The sequence below is a fragment of the Sporosarcina ureae DSM 2281 genome, from assembly GCF_000425545.1.
Taxonomy (GTDB): domain Bacteria; phylum Bacillota; class Bacilli; order Bacillales_A; family Planococcaceae; genus Sporosarcina; species Sporosarcina ureae.
In genome coordinates, this window is the sequence record NZ_AUDQ01000006.1 from 1 (window position 1) to 16266 (window position 16266).

A 16266-nucleotide genomic window follows, 5' to 3' on the forward strand; every position below is an offset into this window, starting at 1 on the left:
TGCTCCTTTAACCATTCAAGTATTTGATCTCGATAGGGATCTAACTTCTTACTTCTAGTCTGTAAAGACAATGTGAATTTGAAGAATTCATCTGGTTTCATTTTCCCATAATCAATCACCCTATTTCTAGAAATTTTGAGCTTTCTGGAGATTGCACTGTTAGAGAATCCTTCTTTACGCAATCTATGTATTTCATTGTAAACCATCCACTTTTCCACTTCCTATACCTCTCTTTCTATAGACTAGCTTCAGTATATAGAAAGTAGATTTTTTTGTGGAAAACTGTTGATTCTTATTTGTTGAAAGCTGTTGAATCTAGTTTAACGTTTACAAGTGGTAAATATTCCCGGCCAGCTGAATGTTAAATAATTGCTGGCCATCTGTCAGGTCGGTTGAAAGAATTTCTTCAATCCGTTTCAGGCGATAGTTCAGCGTGTTCGTGTGGACGTGAAGGGCAACGGCAGTTCGTTTGATGTTTTGGTTTTGACGCAAATAGGTAAGTAGTGTTTGCAGCAAGTCTCCTTTTCGGGCTTGTTCGTATTGAATGAGCGGGCCGATGACTTCATGGACGAAATCGAGCAGCTCTTCTTCTGAATTCCGTAAGATGAAGCGTTGGATGCCGAGGTCTGTGTAGGACAGGGCGCGTTCTTCGAATTGGTAGTTTTTCATGAATGTGATGCATTTTTCAGCTTCTTTGAATGATTCGTGGGCGGCGGCGAGGTTTGGTTTCATTCTGCCGATGCCGATGGTGATGTCGAGTTCGTTGTATGTTTTTTCAATTTCCTGCTGCAAGTGCAAGGCGAGTTGTTTAATGCTGCCTGCCTGGTTTGCTGCCTGCAGTTTGGCAGGGTAAGAGAATAAGGCGGCGAGCTTGTTTTGATCGATGAGCGCGGCACCTTGCGAGTTCTTTCCCAGGAAATATTTATTCGCCATATGGAGCAGGTTGTTGATGACGTTTTCGCTTATAGCTCCGCGCTGCAATTTGTCTTTGTTTTCGACGCTGACGCTGACAGCGATGTAGTTGCGGTTCAAGTCAAATTGTAGTTTTTTTGCCTGCTTCATTAATGTTTCATCGATTGCCTGGCCGGATAAAATTTTTGTCATGAATTCACCCTGCAGACGCTGCTGTGTTTCGTAGACAGCTTGTTCTTTGACGAGCTCGAGCATGATGACCGTGCAGATGTGTTCTAGCGCGTTGATTCCGTCTTCTCCAATTGGGTCTTTTGAGACAATGATGAGCGAACCAAGTGGCTTCATTTTCGATTGTAGCGGTAGCGCGATGAATTGATAGTTTTCGAGGCCTATCGTGATATTAGAGACGCTATACGGGCTGTTGAGCGACTGGTCGTTCTGTTTCTCAAAGCGTAAAAGTTCGCTTTTCATCTCTTCTGAAACAGGCGCGCGACAGGCAGAAGCGGTCAGTTCGCCTGTCTCATCGAATAAGAAAATATGCTCGCCGATAGTTTTGTAAATATAGTCAATAATGGACTGGATTCCTTCTCCGTTGACGACGAGATTGGCGATATTGCGCTGCGTTTCGATCGAGCGGGACAGCAGCTGGACAGTCTTTTTCTCGTTATGATAAATATTCGATTTTTCGAGCGCGATGGCGGCTTGTTGGGCGATCGCATCTAACAACTGCATATCTTCTTTTTTGAAATGAAGCGATTTATCAAATGAATCAAGCGTAATGACACCGATGCACGTTCCTTTCAATATAATCGGTGATGAAATGACTGAAGTGAAATGAAAATTATTTGAAATAGATTCATCGAGCAACGTCCGGTTGCAAGGAGTGAGTGTATCGAGCGCCTGTTTGATTTCTTCTTCATTTTTAAACACCAACCCTTTTTCCGCTTGAAACGTCATGCCCGTCATGGATTCACCGCTGCTTAATTCAATCGATTTAAAGATTTGTGGATAAAACAAACCATGAGCGGATTTGGCCATCAGGCGCTGTTTCTGCTGGTCGAAAACCCAAATCGAACCGCCTCCTGCTGCGTCTACAGCGGAAATTGCTTCATCAATAATCAAATCGAAAATCGTTTCAATATCTAATGAAGAGTTAATGACAGTGGAAACATGTACAAGAGATTTGAGCTGCCGGCGAGTTAAAGTGTCCTGCATAATCTACCATCCTCACTCTATAGTATTTTGTGTTTTTGTGTAAAACACACAAATTCTTTCGGAAAATCACACATGGAATAGATTTCTTTATTGTTTATAATTATAAGTGAATTGGGAATAAAATGAAAGCGGGTATGTTGAAAGTATACGTATATATGAAAGCGTTTGCAATCTGAGTGTTGATAGAATGATATACGGCAATGACGGAATGTAAAAGAAGAATGGAGGGTATTGGATATGAATTTTGATTTGACGGATGAACAACAAATGGTGCGCAAGCTGGTTCGCGAATTTGCGGAAGCGGAAGTGGCGCCGGGTGCGGATGAGCGCGATCGTACAGGGGAATTCCCGAAAGAGATTTTTGAAAAGTTTTCGGAGCTCGGCTTGATGGGGTTGCCTTTCTCGGAAGAGTACGGCGGTGGAGGAGCGGATACAACGAGTTTTGCGATCGTCACAGAAGAATTAAGTCGTGTTTGCGCGTCAACAGGCATCACGTATTCTGCGCATATTTCACTTGGCGGAGCGCCGCTTCATTTATTCGGCACACCGGAGCAGAAAGAGAAATATCTTACGCCGATTTGTACGGGCGAATCGTTCGGGGCCTTTGGATTGACGGAGCCAAATGCAGGGTCAGATGCGGGCGGTACAGAAACGACAGCTGTTCTTGAAGGCGATGAGTGGGTTATTAACGGTTCGAAATGTTTCATTACGAATGCGAGCTATGCGAAACATCTTGCGGTGACAGCGATTACAGACCGCTCGAAAGGAACGAACGGCATCAGCGCGTTTATCGTGCCGACTGATACACCAGGGTTTACGGTCATTGCAAACTACGAAAAAATGGGACTTCATTCTTCTAATACAACGGAATTGATTTTGGAAAATGTCCGTGTACCGAAAGAAAATCTTCTTGGTGAAATTGGAAACGGTTACAAACAATTTTTGGCAACGCTTGACGGCGGACGGATTGGCATCGGTGCGATGGCTGTTGGTTTAGCGCAGGGAGCGTACGAAAAGGCACTGAATTACGCGCAGGAGCGAAAGCAGTTCGGCAGAAGCATTTCAAACTTCCAAGCGATTCAGTTCAAACTTGCGGATATGGCGATGAATATCGAACTGTCACGCAATATGGTGTATAAAGCAGCGTGGCTGAAAGATCAAGGCCGCCCATTCAAAAAAGAAGCGGCGTTTGCGAAATTATTCGCATCTGAAATGTGCATGCGCGTCTGCGATCAAGCAGTGCAGATTCACGGCGGCTACGGCTATATTAAAGAATACCAAGTCGAGCGTTTCTTCCGCGATGCGAAACTTTTAGAAATTGGCGAAGGCACGTCCGAAGTACAGCGAATGGTCATTGCGAAACAAATCGGCTGCTGATTTTTGAAAGGATTTTCAACGAATTGACAAAGGGGCGATTGAATGGATAGTGAACGAGTTTTACAAGTAGCGGCGAATAGTAAACTTATTTATCCTAGTGAAGAAAAGGCGCGCTCGACTTCGATCGGCAGCGCAGAAGCTTTCCAAGAACTTCTCCGGCAGTCCCAGGAAGATCCGGCTGCATTTTGGGATCAGCAGGCCCGTGAGCTCGAATGGTATGAACCGTGGACAGAGACGATCAGAGGCACGCTCCCTGACTTCAAGTTTTTCGTTGACGGCATTACAAATCCGAGCATCAACCTACTCGACCGGCATATACATAACGGTGCCGGTAACCGGACGGCGCTCATTTGGGAAAGCGAGAACGGCGATTCGAAGTTTTACACGTATTCGATGCTTCTTGCGGAAGTGAACCGTTTTTCCAATGTGCTTCGGTCGTTCGGCGTGAAAAAAGGCGATTGTGTCGCGATTTATCTGCCAAACTTGGCGGAAGCGGTCATAGCGGTGCTCGCGTGTTTCCGTGTCGGGGCGATTTATAACGCAGTCTTTTCGGGCTATTCCGAGCGCTCTTTGTCCGATCGGCTGGAAAGCTTTGAACCGAAAATCATCATCACAGCGGATGCGACAGTTCGCCGCGGCAAAGAAATCCGTTTGAAAGAAAAAGTCGATCAAGTGGTGCCGTCTACTTCTTCAGTTGAAGCGATCATCGTCGTCAATCGCATGGGAATCGATATCGATATGCAGGAAGGCCGCGATTACTGGTGGCATGAGCTGACGGAAAAAGCGAGCATCCATTGCGAACCGGAGCGACTTGAAGCGAATGAAAGCGGCATCGTTTTCTATACGAGCGGCACGACGGGCAAGCCGAAAGGGATCGTGCATTCAGGGACGGCATTCGTCGTGCAGAACTATGTCTACGCAAAATACCATCTCGACCATCGCGAAGACGACGTATTTTGGTGCACGGCGGATATCGGCTGGCTGACGATGCATATTTGGGGCATCGTCGGATCTCTTGCGAACGGCGTCACAACAGTCATTTGCGAAGGGGCAATCGATTATCCCGAGAAAACACGTTTTTATCAAATCATTGAAAAATACCGTGTCAATAAATTATTTACCGCTCCGACTGCGCTGCGCATGTTGAAAAGCATGGGCGAGAAGCCGATCGAGCAGTTTGACTTATCATGCCTTGACGTGATCGCACTCGTCGGCGAGCCGTTCGATGCGGAGACGTGGCACTGGACATATGAAGTGCTCGGCAAGAAAAAAGTCTATATTAACAACACTTGGGGGCAGACCGAAACAGCCGGCTCGCCAATTGCAGGAGCAGCATGGCTGACGCCGATGAAACCGGGCTCTTCCGGCAAGCCGTTTATAGGCGCGGTGTTCGATGTCGTTAATGAAGCCGGCGAACCCGTGAAAGCCGGGCAGCTCGGTAACTTAATCATTAAAAAGCCGTTTCCGATGCTGTGCCGAACGATTTGGAGAGAGCCGGAACGTTACTACGGTTCATACTACAGCCAAGTCGACGACAGCTACTACGCAAGCGATCTCGCGCTAATCGACGAAGACGGCTATATTTGGGTAGTCGGCCGTTCCGACGATGCGTTCAACGTCGCCGGCCACCGTTTAAGCACAATGGAAATGGAAAGCGCTGTGCTCGAAAGTGCAGGCGTAGCGGAATGCGCGGTCATTGGCGTGCCGGATGAAATTAAAGGAGAAGTGCCTCTAGTTTTCGTCTGCCTTTCTGAAGATGCAGCTGACGGGCAAGAAGTAGTAGAGCGGATTCAAGAAAACATCATCCGCCAGATCGGAAAAATTGCCCAGCCGAAAGAAATCGTCATAACCGACTCTTTGCCGAAAACGGTGAGTGGAAAAATTATGCGCCGCCTGATTAAAGAAATCGTTACGACAGGCAATGTCGCAGGTGATGTGACGGGGCTTGAAGATCCGTCGACAGTTGCAGAACTTCAGAGCGTCATGGAAGCGAAAACTGTGGGCAAATAAATGGACAGCGGAGCCGGTCTTTATGCTTCCGGCTTCCTCTTTACCTAAAATGAAGCCCACGAATGCTTGATTACATGATAAATAGAAAGGGTGTACATCATGTTTAAAAAGATATTAATTGCGAACCGCGGGGAAATAGCGGCTCGAGTCATACGTACGTGCAGAGCGCTCGGCATTAAAACGGTCGGTGTCTATTCGGAAGCGGATGCGGAAGCTGTCCATGTCAAACAGGCGGATGAAGCATATTTGCTCGGCGGACCGCGAGTAACGGAAAGTTATATGAAAATTGATAAAATTTTCGAAGCAGCGCATCAGTCGAAAGCACAAGCGATTCACCCAGGCTATGGTCTGCTATCTGAAAATGCCGAATTTGCGCGCCGCTGTGAGGAAGAAGGATTCGTGTTCATCGGGCCTTCGCCTGAAGTCATTTCAGAAATGGGTAGCAAAATTGCGTCACGCAAGGCGATGGAAAAAGCCGGTGTTCCGGTCGTGCCGGGTGTTACCCGTTCGCTTGCAGACGCGGAAGATGCGATCGAAGCGGCGGAAAGCATCGGCTATCCGGTTATGTTGAAGGCGTCTGCAGGAGGCGGCGGAATCGGGATGCAAGTCGTCTACAGCGCCGACGAAATCCGCAAAGCGTTCGAAGGCAATCAAAAACGAGCGACTGATTTCTTCGGCGACGGCGCGATGTATATTGAAAAATTCGTTGAAAAACCGCGCCATATCGAAATCCAAATTTTAGCGGACAATGAAGGAAATACAGTGTACTTATGGGAGCGCGAATGCTCAATCCAGCGCCGCCACCAAAAAGTCGTAGAAGAAGCGCCGTCTTCATTCATTTCAGAAGAGACACGAAGAAAAATGGGCGAAGCGGCGGTTAAAGCGGCGAAGTCCATCGGTTATAAAAACGCCGGCACGATCGAGTTTTTAGTCGACGCAGATCAAAACTTCTACTTTCTTGAAATGAATACACGGCTGCAAGTTGAGCACCCGATTACGGAAGAGATTACGGGGCTTGACTTAGTGAAGGAGCAGCTTGATATCGCAGCGGGGAGAACACTGTCATTTGCGCAAGAAGACGTCAAACGCGACGGACACGCAATTGAAGTGCGGATTTACGCAGAAGATCCGAAAACATTTTTCCCTTCACCTGGAACGATCACGAAACTGGAGCTGCCGGAAGGACCGGGCATCCGCCACGAATTGGCAGTTCACGGCGATTCGGTCGTCACACCGTTTTACGACCCGATGATCGCGAAACTCGTCGTTAAAGGTAAAGACCGCGATGAAGCAATCGACCGGCTGCAAGAAGCGCTATCAAACTACCATATTGAAGGCATCAAGACGAATATCCCGATGCTCCAGGAAGTAGCAGCGCATGAAGCATTCCGTTTTGGGGATACGACGACGGAATTCGTGGAAAAATACTTGACGAAGAAAAAGAAAAAACAAAAACAGACGAAATGACTCTGGAGGAATTATTATGACAGAAATTACAGCAAGCATGGCAGGAAGCGTTTGGAAAGTACTCGTGAAAGCAGGAGACGAAGTAGAAGAAGATCAAGACATCGCCATCTTGGAATCGATGAAAATGGAAATACCGATTGCTACTGATTTTGACGGAGTCGTAAAAGAAGTAAAAGTGAACGAAGGCGAATTCGTCAACGAAGGAGACGTCATCGCAGTCATTGAATAATTCCTGTAGAAGGAGATGAAACGATGAAATGGCCTGAAACGATTACGATTAAAGAAGTTGGACCGCGCGACGGACTCCAGAACGAAAAAATCTTCATTCCGACCGATGACAAAATTGCTTGGATTAATGAGCTGTCTAAAAGCGGCCTGACATCGATTGAAGTGACGTCTTTCGTCAATCCGAAATGGATTCCGGCACTTGCGGACGCAGTTGATGTGATGGCGGGCATTAAGCGGGAGCCGGGCGTCTCTTACTCGGCGCTCGTCCCGAACCGCCAAGGGCTTGAACGGGCCTTTGCGGCAGATATCGATGAAGCGGCGGTGTTCATGTCGGCGAGCGAAACGCATAATTTGAAAAATATTAATAAAACGATTCCGGATACACTGCCTGTATTAAAAGAAATTGTCCAAGACGCGAATGCGGCGGGCAAGAAGACGAGAGGTTATGTGTCTACAGTGTTCGGCTGTCCGTACGAAGGTGTGGTCAATACGGAAGCGGTCGTCCGCGTGGCGGATTCGTTGTTTGATATGGGCATTGACGAATTGTCGCTAGGCGATACGATCGGCGTTGCGAATCCGCGGCAAGTCCAGGAAGTGCTTGACCTGCTATTGAAACGTTTTCCGTCAGACAAATTGGCGATGCATTTCCATGACACGCGCGGGATGGCTTTAGCGAATGTCCTGGCGTCGCTTGATATGGGCATTACGGTATTCGACAGTTCAGCTGGCGGGCTCGGTGGCTGTCCGTACGCACCGGGTGCTTCAGGCAACGCGGTGACAGAAGATCTATTGTATATGTTGCATGGCATGGGCATTCATACCGGCGTCGATGAAGAAAAGATTTTAGCGGCATCCGCGTTTATTCAAGAAAAAATCGGCCAGTCGCTTCCAAGTAAAAACTTGCAGGCTGCCGGTGCGCATGATCAGTGAAGGACGTGAGTATATGGGGAATCAAGTGATGCTAGAGAAGCGCGGCGACGGAATTGCGATCATCGTATTGAATCGTCCAGAAGCGGCAAATGCATTGTCGGTCGAGATGCTACAAGGGCTTTACGATGCGTTGCAGGAATGCCGTTACGACCGGGAAATACGCGCAGTTATTCTAACAGGCGCCGGTGAAAAAGCTTTTTGTGCGGGCGCTGATTTAAAAGAACGCGCAGGAATGAATCCGGTCGATGTGCGCAAGACGGTTTCATTAATCAGGGAGACGATTAACGGTATTGAATTACTGCCGCAGCCGGTCATCGCCGCAGTCAACGGCGTTGCGCTCGGCGGCGGAACAGAACTGGCGCTGGCATGCGACATCCGCATTGCTGCAGAGACAGCAAAGTTCGGATTGACGGAAACTTCGCTTGGCATTATTCCGGGAGCTGGCGGTACGCAGCGTCTGCCGAGATTGATTGGCAAAGGACGGGCGAAAGAGATTATTTTCACAGCGCGTAGAGTCGAAGCGGCAGAAGCTTTGGACATCGGGCTCGCTGAGTACATTGTGGCGCCTGATCAGCTGAGGGATAAAGCGTTTGCTGTCGCTGGACAAATCGCAGCGAACAGCCCGCTTGCTGTCACGCAGGCGAAGTTCGCGATTGACCATGGCTATGACGTCGAACTGCAGACGGGGCTCGCAATCGAACAGAACGCCTATGAAGTGACGATTCCTTCAAAAGACCGGCTCGAAGGACTGCAGGCATTTAAGGAAAAACGCAAGCCTGTATATACTGGCGAATGATAAATGACTATAAGGGAGGCAGGACGATGACAACAGATACGAAATCTTTGCAGCAAGCATTGAATGAAAGAGTAGAGCAGATAAAAAAAGGTGGCGCGCCGAAATACCATGAGAAAAATGCGGACCAAGGGAAAATGTTCGTCCGGGACCGCTTGAAATTATTATTCGATTCAGATCTTGAAATCGAAGATGGCCAATTTGCGAACTGCATGGCGGGCGATCTTCCTGCTGACGGTGTTGTAACAGGTATGGGGAAGATTAACGGCCAAGTTGTTTGCGTCATGGCGAATGATTCTACAATCAAAGCAGGCTCATGGGGCGCGCGGACAGTGGAAAAAATTATTCGCATTCAGGAAACCGCTGAAAAATTGAATGTGCCGCTCGTTTACTTAGTTGATTCAGCAGGCGCGCGGATTACGGATCAAGTCGAAATGTTCCCGGGTCGCCGTGGTGCAGGTAGAATTTTCTACAATCAAGTGAAATTATCCGGCCGGATTCCACAAATCTGTGTCTTGTTCGGACCGTCTGCTGCTGGCGGCGCGTATATTCCGGCGTTTTGCGATATCGTCATCATGGTCGACAAAAACGCTTCGATGTACCTTGGATCACCGCGCATGGCGGAAATGGTTATCGGAGAAAAAGTAACGCTAGAGGAAATGGGCGGAGCGCGCATGCACTGCTCAACTTCAGGATGCGGCGATGTGCTCGCGAAAAGCGAAGAAGATGCAATCGCAGCAGCGCGAAGATATTTATCATATTTCCCAGCAAACTTCTCGGAAAAGCCGCCTGTACGTGATGCAGTGGAGCCAAAACAGCTGGAGAAGGCACTGGAAGAAATTATTCCGAAAAACGAAAACGCTCCGTTTAATATGCACGACTTGATCAAAGGGATTATCGATGAAGATTCATTTTTTGAAATAAAGAAACTATTTGCAGGCGAGCTCATTACTGGCCTTGCACGCATCGATGGAAAAGCGGTCGGCATTATCGCGAACCAACCACGTGTGAAAGGTGGCGTGCTATTCCACGACTCTGCCGACAAATCGGCAAAGTTTATCAACCTTTGCGATGCATTCCACATTCCGCTGCTGTTCTTAGTCGACGTGCCTGGATTCATGATCGGTACAAAAGTTGAACGTGCAGGCATCATACGCCACGGCGCGAAAATGATTTCTGCGATGTCTGAAGCGACAGTGCCGAAAATTTCCGTCATCGTCCGTAAAGCGTATGGCGCAGGGTTGTACGCTATGGCAGGTCCGGCATTTGAACCGGACGCGTGTTTAGCGCTACCAACCGCTTCCATCGCGGTCATGGGGCCGGACGCAGCTATCAACGCAGTCTACGCGAATAAAATCGCCGCGCTGCCTGAGCAAGAGCGCGCAGCTTATATTGAAGAGAAGCGTAACGAATACAGAGAAGATATCGACATTTACCGTTTAGCTTCCGAAATGATTATCGATGGCATCATCCCGGCAGACTCACTGCGCGATGAGCTGATTACGCGATACGAAGCGTATGCGACGAAATATATCCAGTTTACAGACCGCAAGCATCCGGTTTATCCGGTGTGATAGAAGGTGACAGGGACTTTTAATTAAATAGTCAACTATCGCTACTATTGCATTTTTTCATGTCCTCTTAGGACGTCATAAAGTAAAATCTAGATACGAATTAAAAAAGTACGGTCTACATTGTTAAATCAATGTAGACCGTGCTTTTTATGTAAGAATTCAAATAGTAACACTGAAATACCAAAGCATTTCATAAAAAATCATGCAAATTCTTTGCCTATTTCCTTTTCTAAATTTATTTCATAAACGAATGAATTTCATAATTTCATAATTTCATACCCTATCTGAGTCGATAAATTTATTTCGCAATCGAACACTTTCTGACTAAAGACTTCGCCTTACTTAATTTGAAGTAAATATTTTGTAATTAATAGTAAAAACACAGAAAGATAAAGAATTATTCTAACAGAAAAGATTGAATGAGAATTTAATTATAGGTAAGTGAATAAAGCGATGCCAATTATGCCAAGAATAAACATTGACACGACACTGGCCAGTGTCATAAGTTGAAGACACTAAAGGGTGTCCTATTGCGAGGTGGGAGGTTATGAGCGATAAAAAACATGAACGTGATATTTATGTAGCCATCGCTGATCCAACAAGACGTAAATTGCTACATTTGTTGGCAGAAGCAGATGAATTACCTTTGTACGAACTAACTTCGAAATTTCAAATGGGGCGTACTGCAATATCTAAACATTTGGCTATTCTTAAAGAGGCTGGCCTAGTTACTGTTCGTAAAGTTGGAAGGGAAACAAGGTATCGAATACATGCAGCTCCTTTGCAAGAAATTAAAGACTGGGTAACGTTTTACGAAAATTTTTGGATGGGAAAAGTGTCACAACTTAATAAAGTGTTATTGGAGGAATAGAGAATGGCAGATGTAACATTAGATTTTCAATTTTCAAGTTCAATTGAGCAAGTGTGGAAGGCATTAACAGACTCAGAGATACTGGCAACATGGATATGGAAAAATGACTTTGCACCAGTGATAGGAGAAAAATTTCAATTTCGTTCTGAGCCAAATGAATGGTGGGATGGAGTCGTTAATGGTGAAGTGCTGGAAGTAGAGGAACCTCATATACTAACGTACACTTGGGCAAGTGCCGGAGAAACTACTACGATTACATGGACATTATCAACAGAAACAGATGGTGCTACACATGTGTATTTTGAACAAACTGGTTTCAGTGAAGAAACAAAAGCAACCAAAGGAGCAATTGAAGGAGCAAAATATAGTTGGATGAATTTTGGAGAGCAACTTAAAAAAATAGTAGAACAATGATTGCATGTGGCTTTAGCTAACAGAACAAGCCCAAGTAGCGTATAATAAGTAACGATAAACAGCACACTAAATGGTTTTATTCGCCAATTAGTGTTCTGTTTTACAATGTAAGGAAAAAGGAGATCATAGATTGACTCTATTTGGATAGCAATTTATCATTTCTATTTAAAGATGAACTTGATGGCATTGCCGACCAAGCATCGATAGGTGTAACTTACCTAAATACAAGGAATGAGGTTGTTATAAACGATTAGTGATTTATCTTAGGAGGGGGTTACATAATGGTTTTTTCAAAATATCTAGCAAGTATCGATCATCCCGAACATCGTGACCGGACGGAGGAAGTTTTGAAGTGGGTTGCTAATGAATTTCCTAATTTGGAACCAATAATCAAATGGAATACACCAATGTTTTCTAATGATGGCACATTTATTATTGGTTTTTCCACAGCTAAGCATCATTTAAGCGTTTCACCCGAACCGGCAGGGATTGCGAACTTTGCAGGTGATATTGCACAACTCGGCTACAGCGCTACTAAAGGTTTGTTTAGAATTCAGTGGAATGAGCCGATCAATTACGAATTGCTTAAGAAAATTATTGAATTTAATATTCAAGATAAAGCAGACTATAAGAGTTTTTGGCGGAAATAGAACAGAAAAATAAAGTTTATATAAAGAAAGGGAAGTTAAATGTGAAGGACGTAAAACCATTTTTAATGTTTCAAGGCGGTACAGCGGAAGAAGCTATGAAATACTACACCTCTCTCATCGAAGATTCAGAAATTAAAAGCATTACTCGTTATGGAGCTGAGGGACCTGGTAAAGAAGGTACAGTTATTCAAGCGGTGTTCTCATTAAAGGGACAGGAGTTCATGTGTATAGACAGCCATATTGATCACGAGTTTACGTTTACACCATCTTTTTCTATTTATCTAACATGTGATACCGAAGAGGAAATTGATAGCCTGTATGAAAAAATGATGCAAAATGGTACGGCACTCATGCCTATAAACAACTATGGGTTCAGTAAAAAATTCGGATGGCTGAATGACCAGTTCGGGATCTCTTGGCAGTTGAATTTACCAGAGTAATTCAGTTGCAAGTGGGGTGTGAGATATTTAACAATCGGGTGCTTAACTAAAAGTATGAGTGCTCTTTCTTATTTTCAAAGACATAATAAACAGTAAAACGCTGACTTCATTTATAAGATATAAATGAAGTCAGCGTTTTTGTTGAATCAACGGTATTATTAAAGCTTCATGAAGTAGGTGGGGTTTCCAGATTTTTTGTCTATGGTGAGAAGGCATTTATGTAAAATTAGCAAGATTTATATATTGGTAACCAACATATATTTATTGATATTCGATAAATCACGTGTTAAAGTAAAATCTACAATATAGAAGTTAAGCGAGGTGCTTTTTATGAAACGAGGAACAACACTATTTTTAAAGATAGCCGTCGTATTAATCGGAATTCCAGTTCTAGCTTTATGCATATTTTTATTGCCACAAATTGCAAGTGAAGCAAGTAAAGCAGCAGGAAGAGGTTGGGAGTTTGCATATGTGGTGAATAGTATTTTACTAGTCATGTATATTTCAGTGATCCCATTTTATTTCGCATTGTATCAAACCTTTAACCTATTAAGTTTTATTGACAAAAATCAAGCTTTCTCCGAGTTATCTGTTAGGGCTTTAAAGAAAATTAAATACTGTGCGATCACAATCAGTGGCTTGTATGTAGTAGCCCTTCCATTCGTCTTTATTATGGCAGAGATAGATGATGCCCCAGGTGTGGTAATAATCGGAATGATACCTATTTTTGCTTCCATGGTGATTGCGGTCTTTGCTGCTGTTCTCCAAAGGCTTTTAAAAGAAGCTATAGATATAAAAGAGGAAAATGATTTAATAGTCTGAGCTGAGGTGAATAACATGGTAATTGTCATCAATATTGATGTAATGTTGGCTAAAAGGAAAATGAGTGTTACAGAACTTTCCGAGCGAGTTGGAATTACAATGGCGAACATTTCCATACTGAAAAACGGAAAGGCGAAAGCGATTCGCCTTTCGACTTTGGATGCGATTTGTAAGGCTTTAGAGTGTCAGCCTGGAGATATATTAGAATATAAAATGGATGAAGACACTGTAAGTACAGTAGATTAGAAAACAAATTTCTTCAATTGCCAGGCCTTTAATTCAATAAGTGATAATTAATAACTTAAAGATATAGAGCATATCCGTGAAATATGGAATGCTCTATATTTTTGTCTATAACAAAATGAATGTATTAAACTGTTGAAGGTCCTTATTTGAACCAGCGATTTCTAGTAGAGAAAAAAGGGTAATCGCGATATGATAGGGATAGTCTAAACTTTATTATTTCTAGGATAGAGTTTGTTATTCGTACAGATCAACACGTTGTCAGATGTTAAGGGGGAATTAGTTTGGATATTTATCAGGAGTTTTCAGCCCGACATTTTGGGGCTTATTTGGATTCGGAAGAATTTTTGGATTATATGTTGCGTCAGTGGTTGCTGAAAGGGCGTCACTTGGATGTTTGTCATGTCATCGACCATCCTTCGTTTACGAAAGTGATTAACGAGTGCCGGGATGATGAACGATACGCATTGCTTGTAGAACTATCTGACTTGTATGGCAGTGAAATTACTTTAGCGAGCCAATATAATGAAACATTACTAGCGCTAGCTTATGGGGAAGAATTTGATCCGTTTGAGCTAGATCAGGATACTAAAGCCAAAGGTGATTGGCGGTACCATCTTTGGTTCTATTTCTTCAATAATGAAGGATATGTGGCCGAATCCTGGCAGCTATTCAATCTTAAAATATATCCGTTATGTGCAACATTGAATAACACACGTGCTGATCATATGCAGACACTTGTGAGGTATTTCAATGAACTTAGTGTACTAATGGATAAAACACGCGATCCCGATATTTTGGAGAGCGTAACGAAAAAGACTATCATGAATCTGTATGACCTATTTTTACAAGTTGTGCATAACGATACATTGATCGACTTTGCAACGAAGCGAAGTTTTTGTAAACGTTTGATTCATATGATGAAGTACAAGGAGATGCACAGTGTTGGTCTGGAATTCTATATCACATTCAAAGATCTATTCGATCTAAATGATATACCAACTGTCATTAGCTTGGTGAATCTTTCTAAGTTCGCCTATGATTATCACGCGGTACATGTTCTGCACGGTGATATGCGAACAGTTCAATATCGCATTGAGAAGTATAAAGGAGATATCGTTTCCCAGTTAACGAAGATTTCCGAATACATATTACGGATGAAGAACGTAATTGAAGAGCACCATGGCGGGAAGATCAATGAAGATTCCTTTATCCAGGCCGATTTCAATTTTTTCTTTTACGAATGTGAAATTGAAGAAATGTGTACAGCGAATTTTTCTGAATTACCGTTTGAAGATCAAGATGCTATATTAAGAAATTTACTGAACGCAATGATATGTTTTTATAAGGCAGATAAAACATTAACTTCAGAAGAAGGCAATGTAAAAGAACCAGCTTTGAACTTATTGATTGGCTGGGAATTGGGCAATGAAGGCATGAAGTTAAGAAACCGAGTTCTATCATTGGTACCTGACGAAGGAATCGAATACCGTGAAATTATGATTACAGATGCCTTGATCCAATTAGATGAATTTCTGACAGAGTTTTACTTAAAGGATTTATCCCCAGATGTGGAAGCAGTGATACAAAAGGCTAACCAATATGATTTGGAACCAATTGATCCTAAACAAGCTATGACACTGTTGGAAGAGACCTTTACATCACTTCATCCTCAAAGTGCGCTGATTTTCGGCGAGGAAGAGAAAGAACGCTTTGAAAAAGCGGGAAGACAATTGCCTCGTTTGTTGAGATCTAACGAAGTGAGACGACTCTTAACGACAGCTGAAGCGAAGTGGCGAGAACTTGAAAAGGACTTTCAACCAGAAAATCAACAATCCAGTCAAAAAGCCACTTTTATTATAGCGGATTACGTAAAGGCAGTGGAAGAATTCTTCGGTCATGAACTTGTTAAAACTCGAGGTGGTAAACAGACGATGCCTTTAATAGATGTAGCGATGCCTGAATCTGGACTAACCTCTGTCGAGATCGGCAGTGAAGAGTACTATCACTATGTCACGCTCGGTAGTTTCTATCATTATATTAGTGCAAACGGGACGAGTCTATTGAAAGAAAATGTAGATAAAGTACATGTAGTAGAGTACCTCACACATTGGGTAAATAGTATTCGCGCTTCCTCGTTTGGTAAAGAGGCTGAGTTGAAAATTGAAACGGCACAAGTCTTAAGAAGAGAAACGATGATCCTACTAAGACGCCTGGTTGCAGACTTCGCGAACTAATCCTCAAACTTCAAACAAACTATGCATCCTAAATCAATTCGTTGACTATATACCCTGAGGGGTATATAGTTTATTTAAGTTTA

At 43.9% G+C, this 16266-nt stretch carries 15 protein-coding genes; 14 read left to right on the forward strand and 1 reads right to left on the reverse strand.

All coding sequences use genetic code 11. The annotated features are described in order from the left end of the window. Nucleotides 1-327: 327 nt before the first annotated feature. On the reverse strand, nt 328-2127 hold the full coding sequence (locus H605_RS0107285; protein ID WP_029053619.1) for a helix-turn-helix domain-containing protein: 1800 nt from the start codon (nt 2125-2127) through the stop codon (nt 328-330). 237 nt (nt 2128-2364) lie between these two features. On the opposite strand from H605_RS0107285, the gene H605_RS0107290 reads away from it, so the two are divergent. From H605_RS0107290 to H605_RS0107355, 14 genes are all read left to right on the forward strand, one after another. Next, nucleotides 2365-3504: an acyl-CoA dehydrogenase gene (locus H605_RS0107290; protein ID WP_029053620.1), complete on the forward strand. Its 1140-nt coding sequence runs from the start codon at nt 2365-2367 to the stop codon at nt 3502-3504. A 42-nt stretch (nt 3505-3546) separates the two neighbouring features. Next, nucleotides 3547-5514, forward strand: coding sequence for an acetate--CoA ligase (locus H605_RS0107295; RefSeq protein ID WP_029053621.1), 1968 nt, complete (start codon nt 3547-3549; stop codon nt 5512-5514). 99 nt (nt 5515-5613) lie between these two features. Next, a complete protein-coding gene (locus tag H605_RS0107300; protein ID WP_029053622.1) occupies nt 5614-6981 on the forward strand; it encodes an acetyl-CoA carboxylase biotin carboxylase subunit in 1368 nt (455 codons plus the stop codon). A gap of 13 nt (nt 6982-6994) precedes the next feature. Beyond that, a complete protein-coding gene (locus tag H605_RS0107305; protein WP_255408324.1) occupies nt 6995-7210 on the forward strand; it encodes an acetyl-CoA carboxylase biotin carboxyl carrier protein subunit in 216 nt (71 codons plus the stop codon). 23 nt (nt 7211-7233) lie between these two features. Beyond that, nucleotides 7234-8139 carry a hydroxymethylglutaryl-CoA lyase gene (locus H605_RS0107310; RefSeq protein WP_029053624.1) on the forward strand — a complete coding sequence of 302 codons (906 nt, stop codon included), beginning with the start codon at nt 7234-7236 and terminating at the stop codon, nt 8137-8139. Nucleotides 8140-8152: 13 nt separating this feature from the next. Next, entirely contained in the window at nt 8153-8935 is a 783-nt protein-coding gene (locus tag H605_RS0107315; protein WP_029053625.1) for an enoyl-CoA hydratase, read from the forward strand. Between the two features lie 26 nt (nt 8936-8961). Further along, nucleotides 8962-10506: an acyl-CoA carboxylase subunit beta gene (locus H605_RS0107320; protein WP_029053626.1), complete on the forward strand. Its 1545-nt coding sequence runs from the start codon at nt 8962-8964 to the stop codon at nt 10504-10506. Between the two features lie 547 nt (nt 10507-11053). Next, a complete protein-coding gene (locus tag H605_RS0107325) occupies nt 11054-11377 on the forward strand; it encodes an ArsR/SmtB family transcription factor (RefSeq protein ID WP_029053627.1) in 324 nt (107 codons plus the stop codon). A 3-nt stretch (nt 11378-11380) separates the two neighbouring features. Continuing rightward, nucleotides 11381-11791 carry an SRPBCC family protein gene (locus tag H605_RS0107330; protein ID WP_029053628.1) on the forward strand — a complete coding sequence of 137 codons (411 nt, stop codon included), beginning with the start codon at nt 11381-11383 and terminating at the stop codon, nt 11789-11791. Nucleotides 11792-12069: 278 nt separating this feature from the next. Further along, nucleotides 12070-12441, forward strand: coding sequence for an iron chaperone (locus H605_RS0107335; protein ID WP_029053629.1), 372 nt, complete (start codon nt 12070-12072; stop codon nt 12439-12441). 41 nt (nt 12442-12482) lie between these two features. Further along, nucleotides 12483-12881, forward strand: coding sequence for a VOC family protein (locus tag H605_RS0107340; RefSeq protein ID WP_029053630.1), 399 nt, complete (start codon nt 12483-12485; stop codon nt 12879-12881). A gap of 330 nt (nt 12882-13211) precedes the next feature. Continuing rightward, complete coding sequence (locus H605_RS0107345) at nt 13212-13703, forward strand: DUF2975 domain-containing protein (protein ID WP_029053631.1); 492 nt, start codon at nt 13212-13214, stop codon at nt 13701-13703. A gap of 15 nt (nt 13704-13718) precedes the next feature. Continuing rightward, entirely contained in the window at nt 13719-13949 is a 231-nt protein-coding gene (locus tag H605_RS0107350) for a helix-turn-helix domain-containing protein (RefSeq protein ID WP_029053632.1), read from the forward strand. 281 nt (nt 13950-14230) lie between these two features. Further along, the gene (locus tag H605_RS0107355; RefSeq protein ID WP_029053633.1) at nt 14231-16183 is read left to right on the forward strand and encodes a hypothetical protein; all 1953 of its coding nucleotides are present in this window, start codon (nt 14231-14233) and stop codon (nt 16181-16183) included. Nucleotides 16184-16266: the final 83 nt, after the last annotated feature.

Coding starts and splice junctions, on each gene's coding strand:
- H605_RS0107290 (WP_029053620.1), top strand. CDS start 2,365: ATGAATTTTGATTTGACGGATGAACAACAAATGGTGCGCAAGCTGGTT.
- H605_RS0107300 (WP_029053622.1), top strand. CDS start 5,614: ATGTTTAAAAAGATATTAATTGCGAACCGCGGGGAAATAGCGGCTCGA.
- H605_RS0107310 (WP_029053624.1), top strand. CDS start 7,234: ATGAAATGGCCTGAAACGATTACGATTAAAGAAGTTGGACCGCGCGAC.
- H605_RS0107325 (WP_029053627.1), top strand. CDS start 11,054: ATGAGCGATAAAAAACATGAACGTGATATTTATGTAGCCATCGCTGAT.
- H605_RS0107295 (WP_029053621.1), top strand. CDS start 3,547: ATGGATAGTGAACGAGTTTTACAAGTAGCGGCGAATAGTAAACTTATT.
- H605_RS0107320 (WP_029053626.1), top strand. CDS start 8,962: ATGACAACAGATACGAAATCTTTGCAGCAAGCATTGAATGAAAGAGTA.
- H605_RS0107345 (WP_029053631.1), top strand. CDS start 13,212: ATGAAACGAGGAACAACACTATTTTTAAAGATAGCCGTCGTATTAATC.
- H605_RS0107330 (WP_029053628.1), top strand. CDS start 11,381: ATGGCAGATGTAACATTAGATTTTCAATTTTCAAGTTCAATTGAGCAA.
- H605_RS0107315 (WP_029053625.1), top strand. CDS start 8,153: ATGGGGAATCAAGTGATGCTAGAGAAGCGCGGCGACGGAATTGCGATC.
- H605_RS0107285 (WP_029053619.1), bottom strand. CDS start 2,127: ATGCAGGACACTTTAACTCGCCGGCAGCTCAAATCTCTTGTACATGTT.
- H605_RS0107350 (WP_029053632.1), top strand. CDS start 13,719: ATGGTAATTGTCATCAATATTGATGTAATGTTGGCTAAAAGGAAAATG.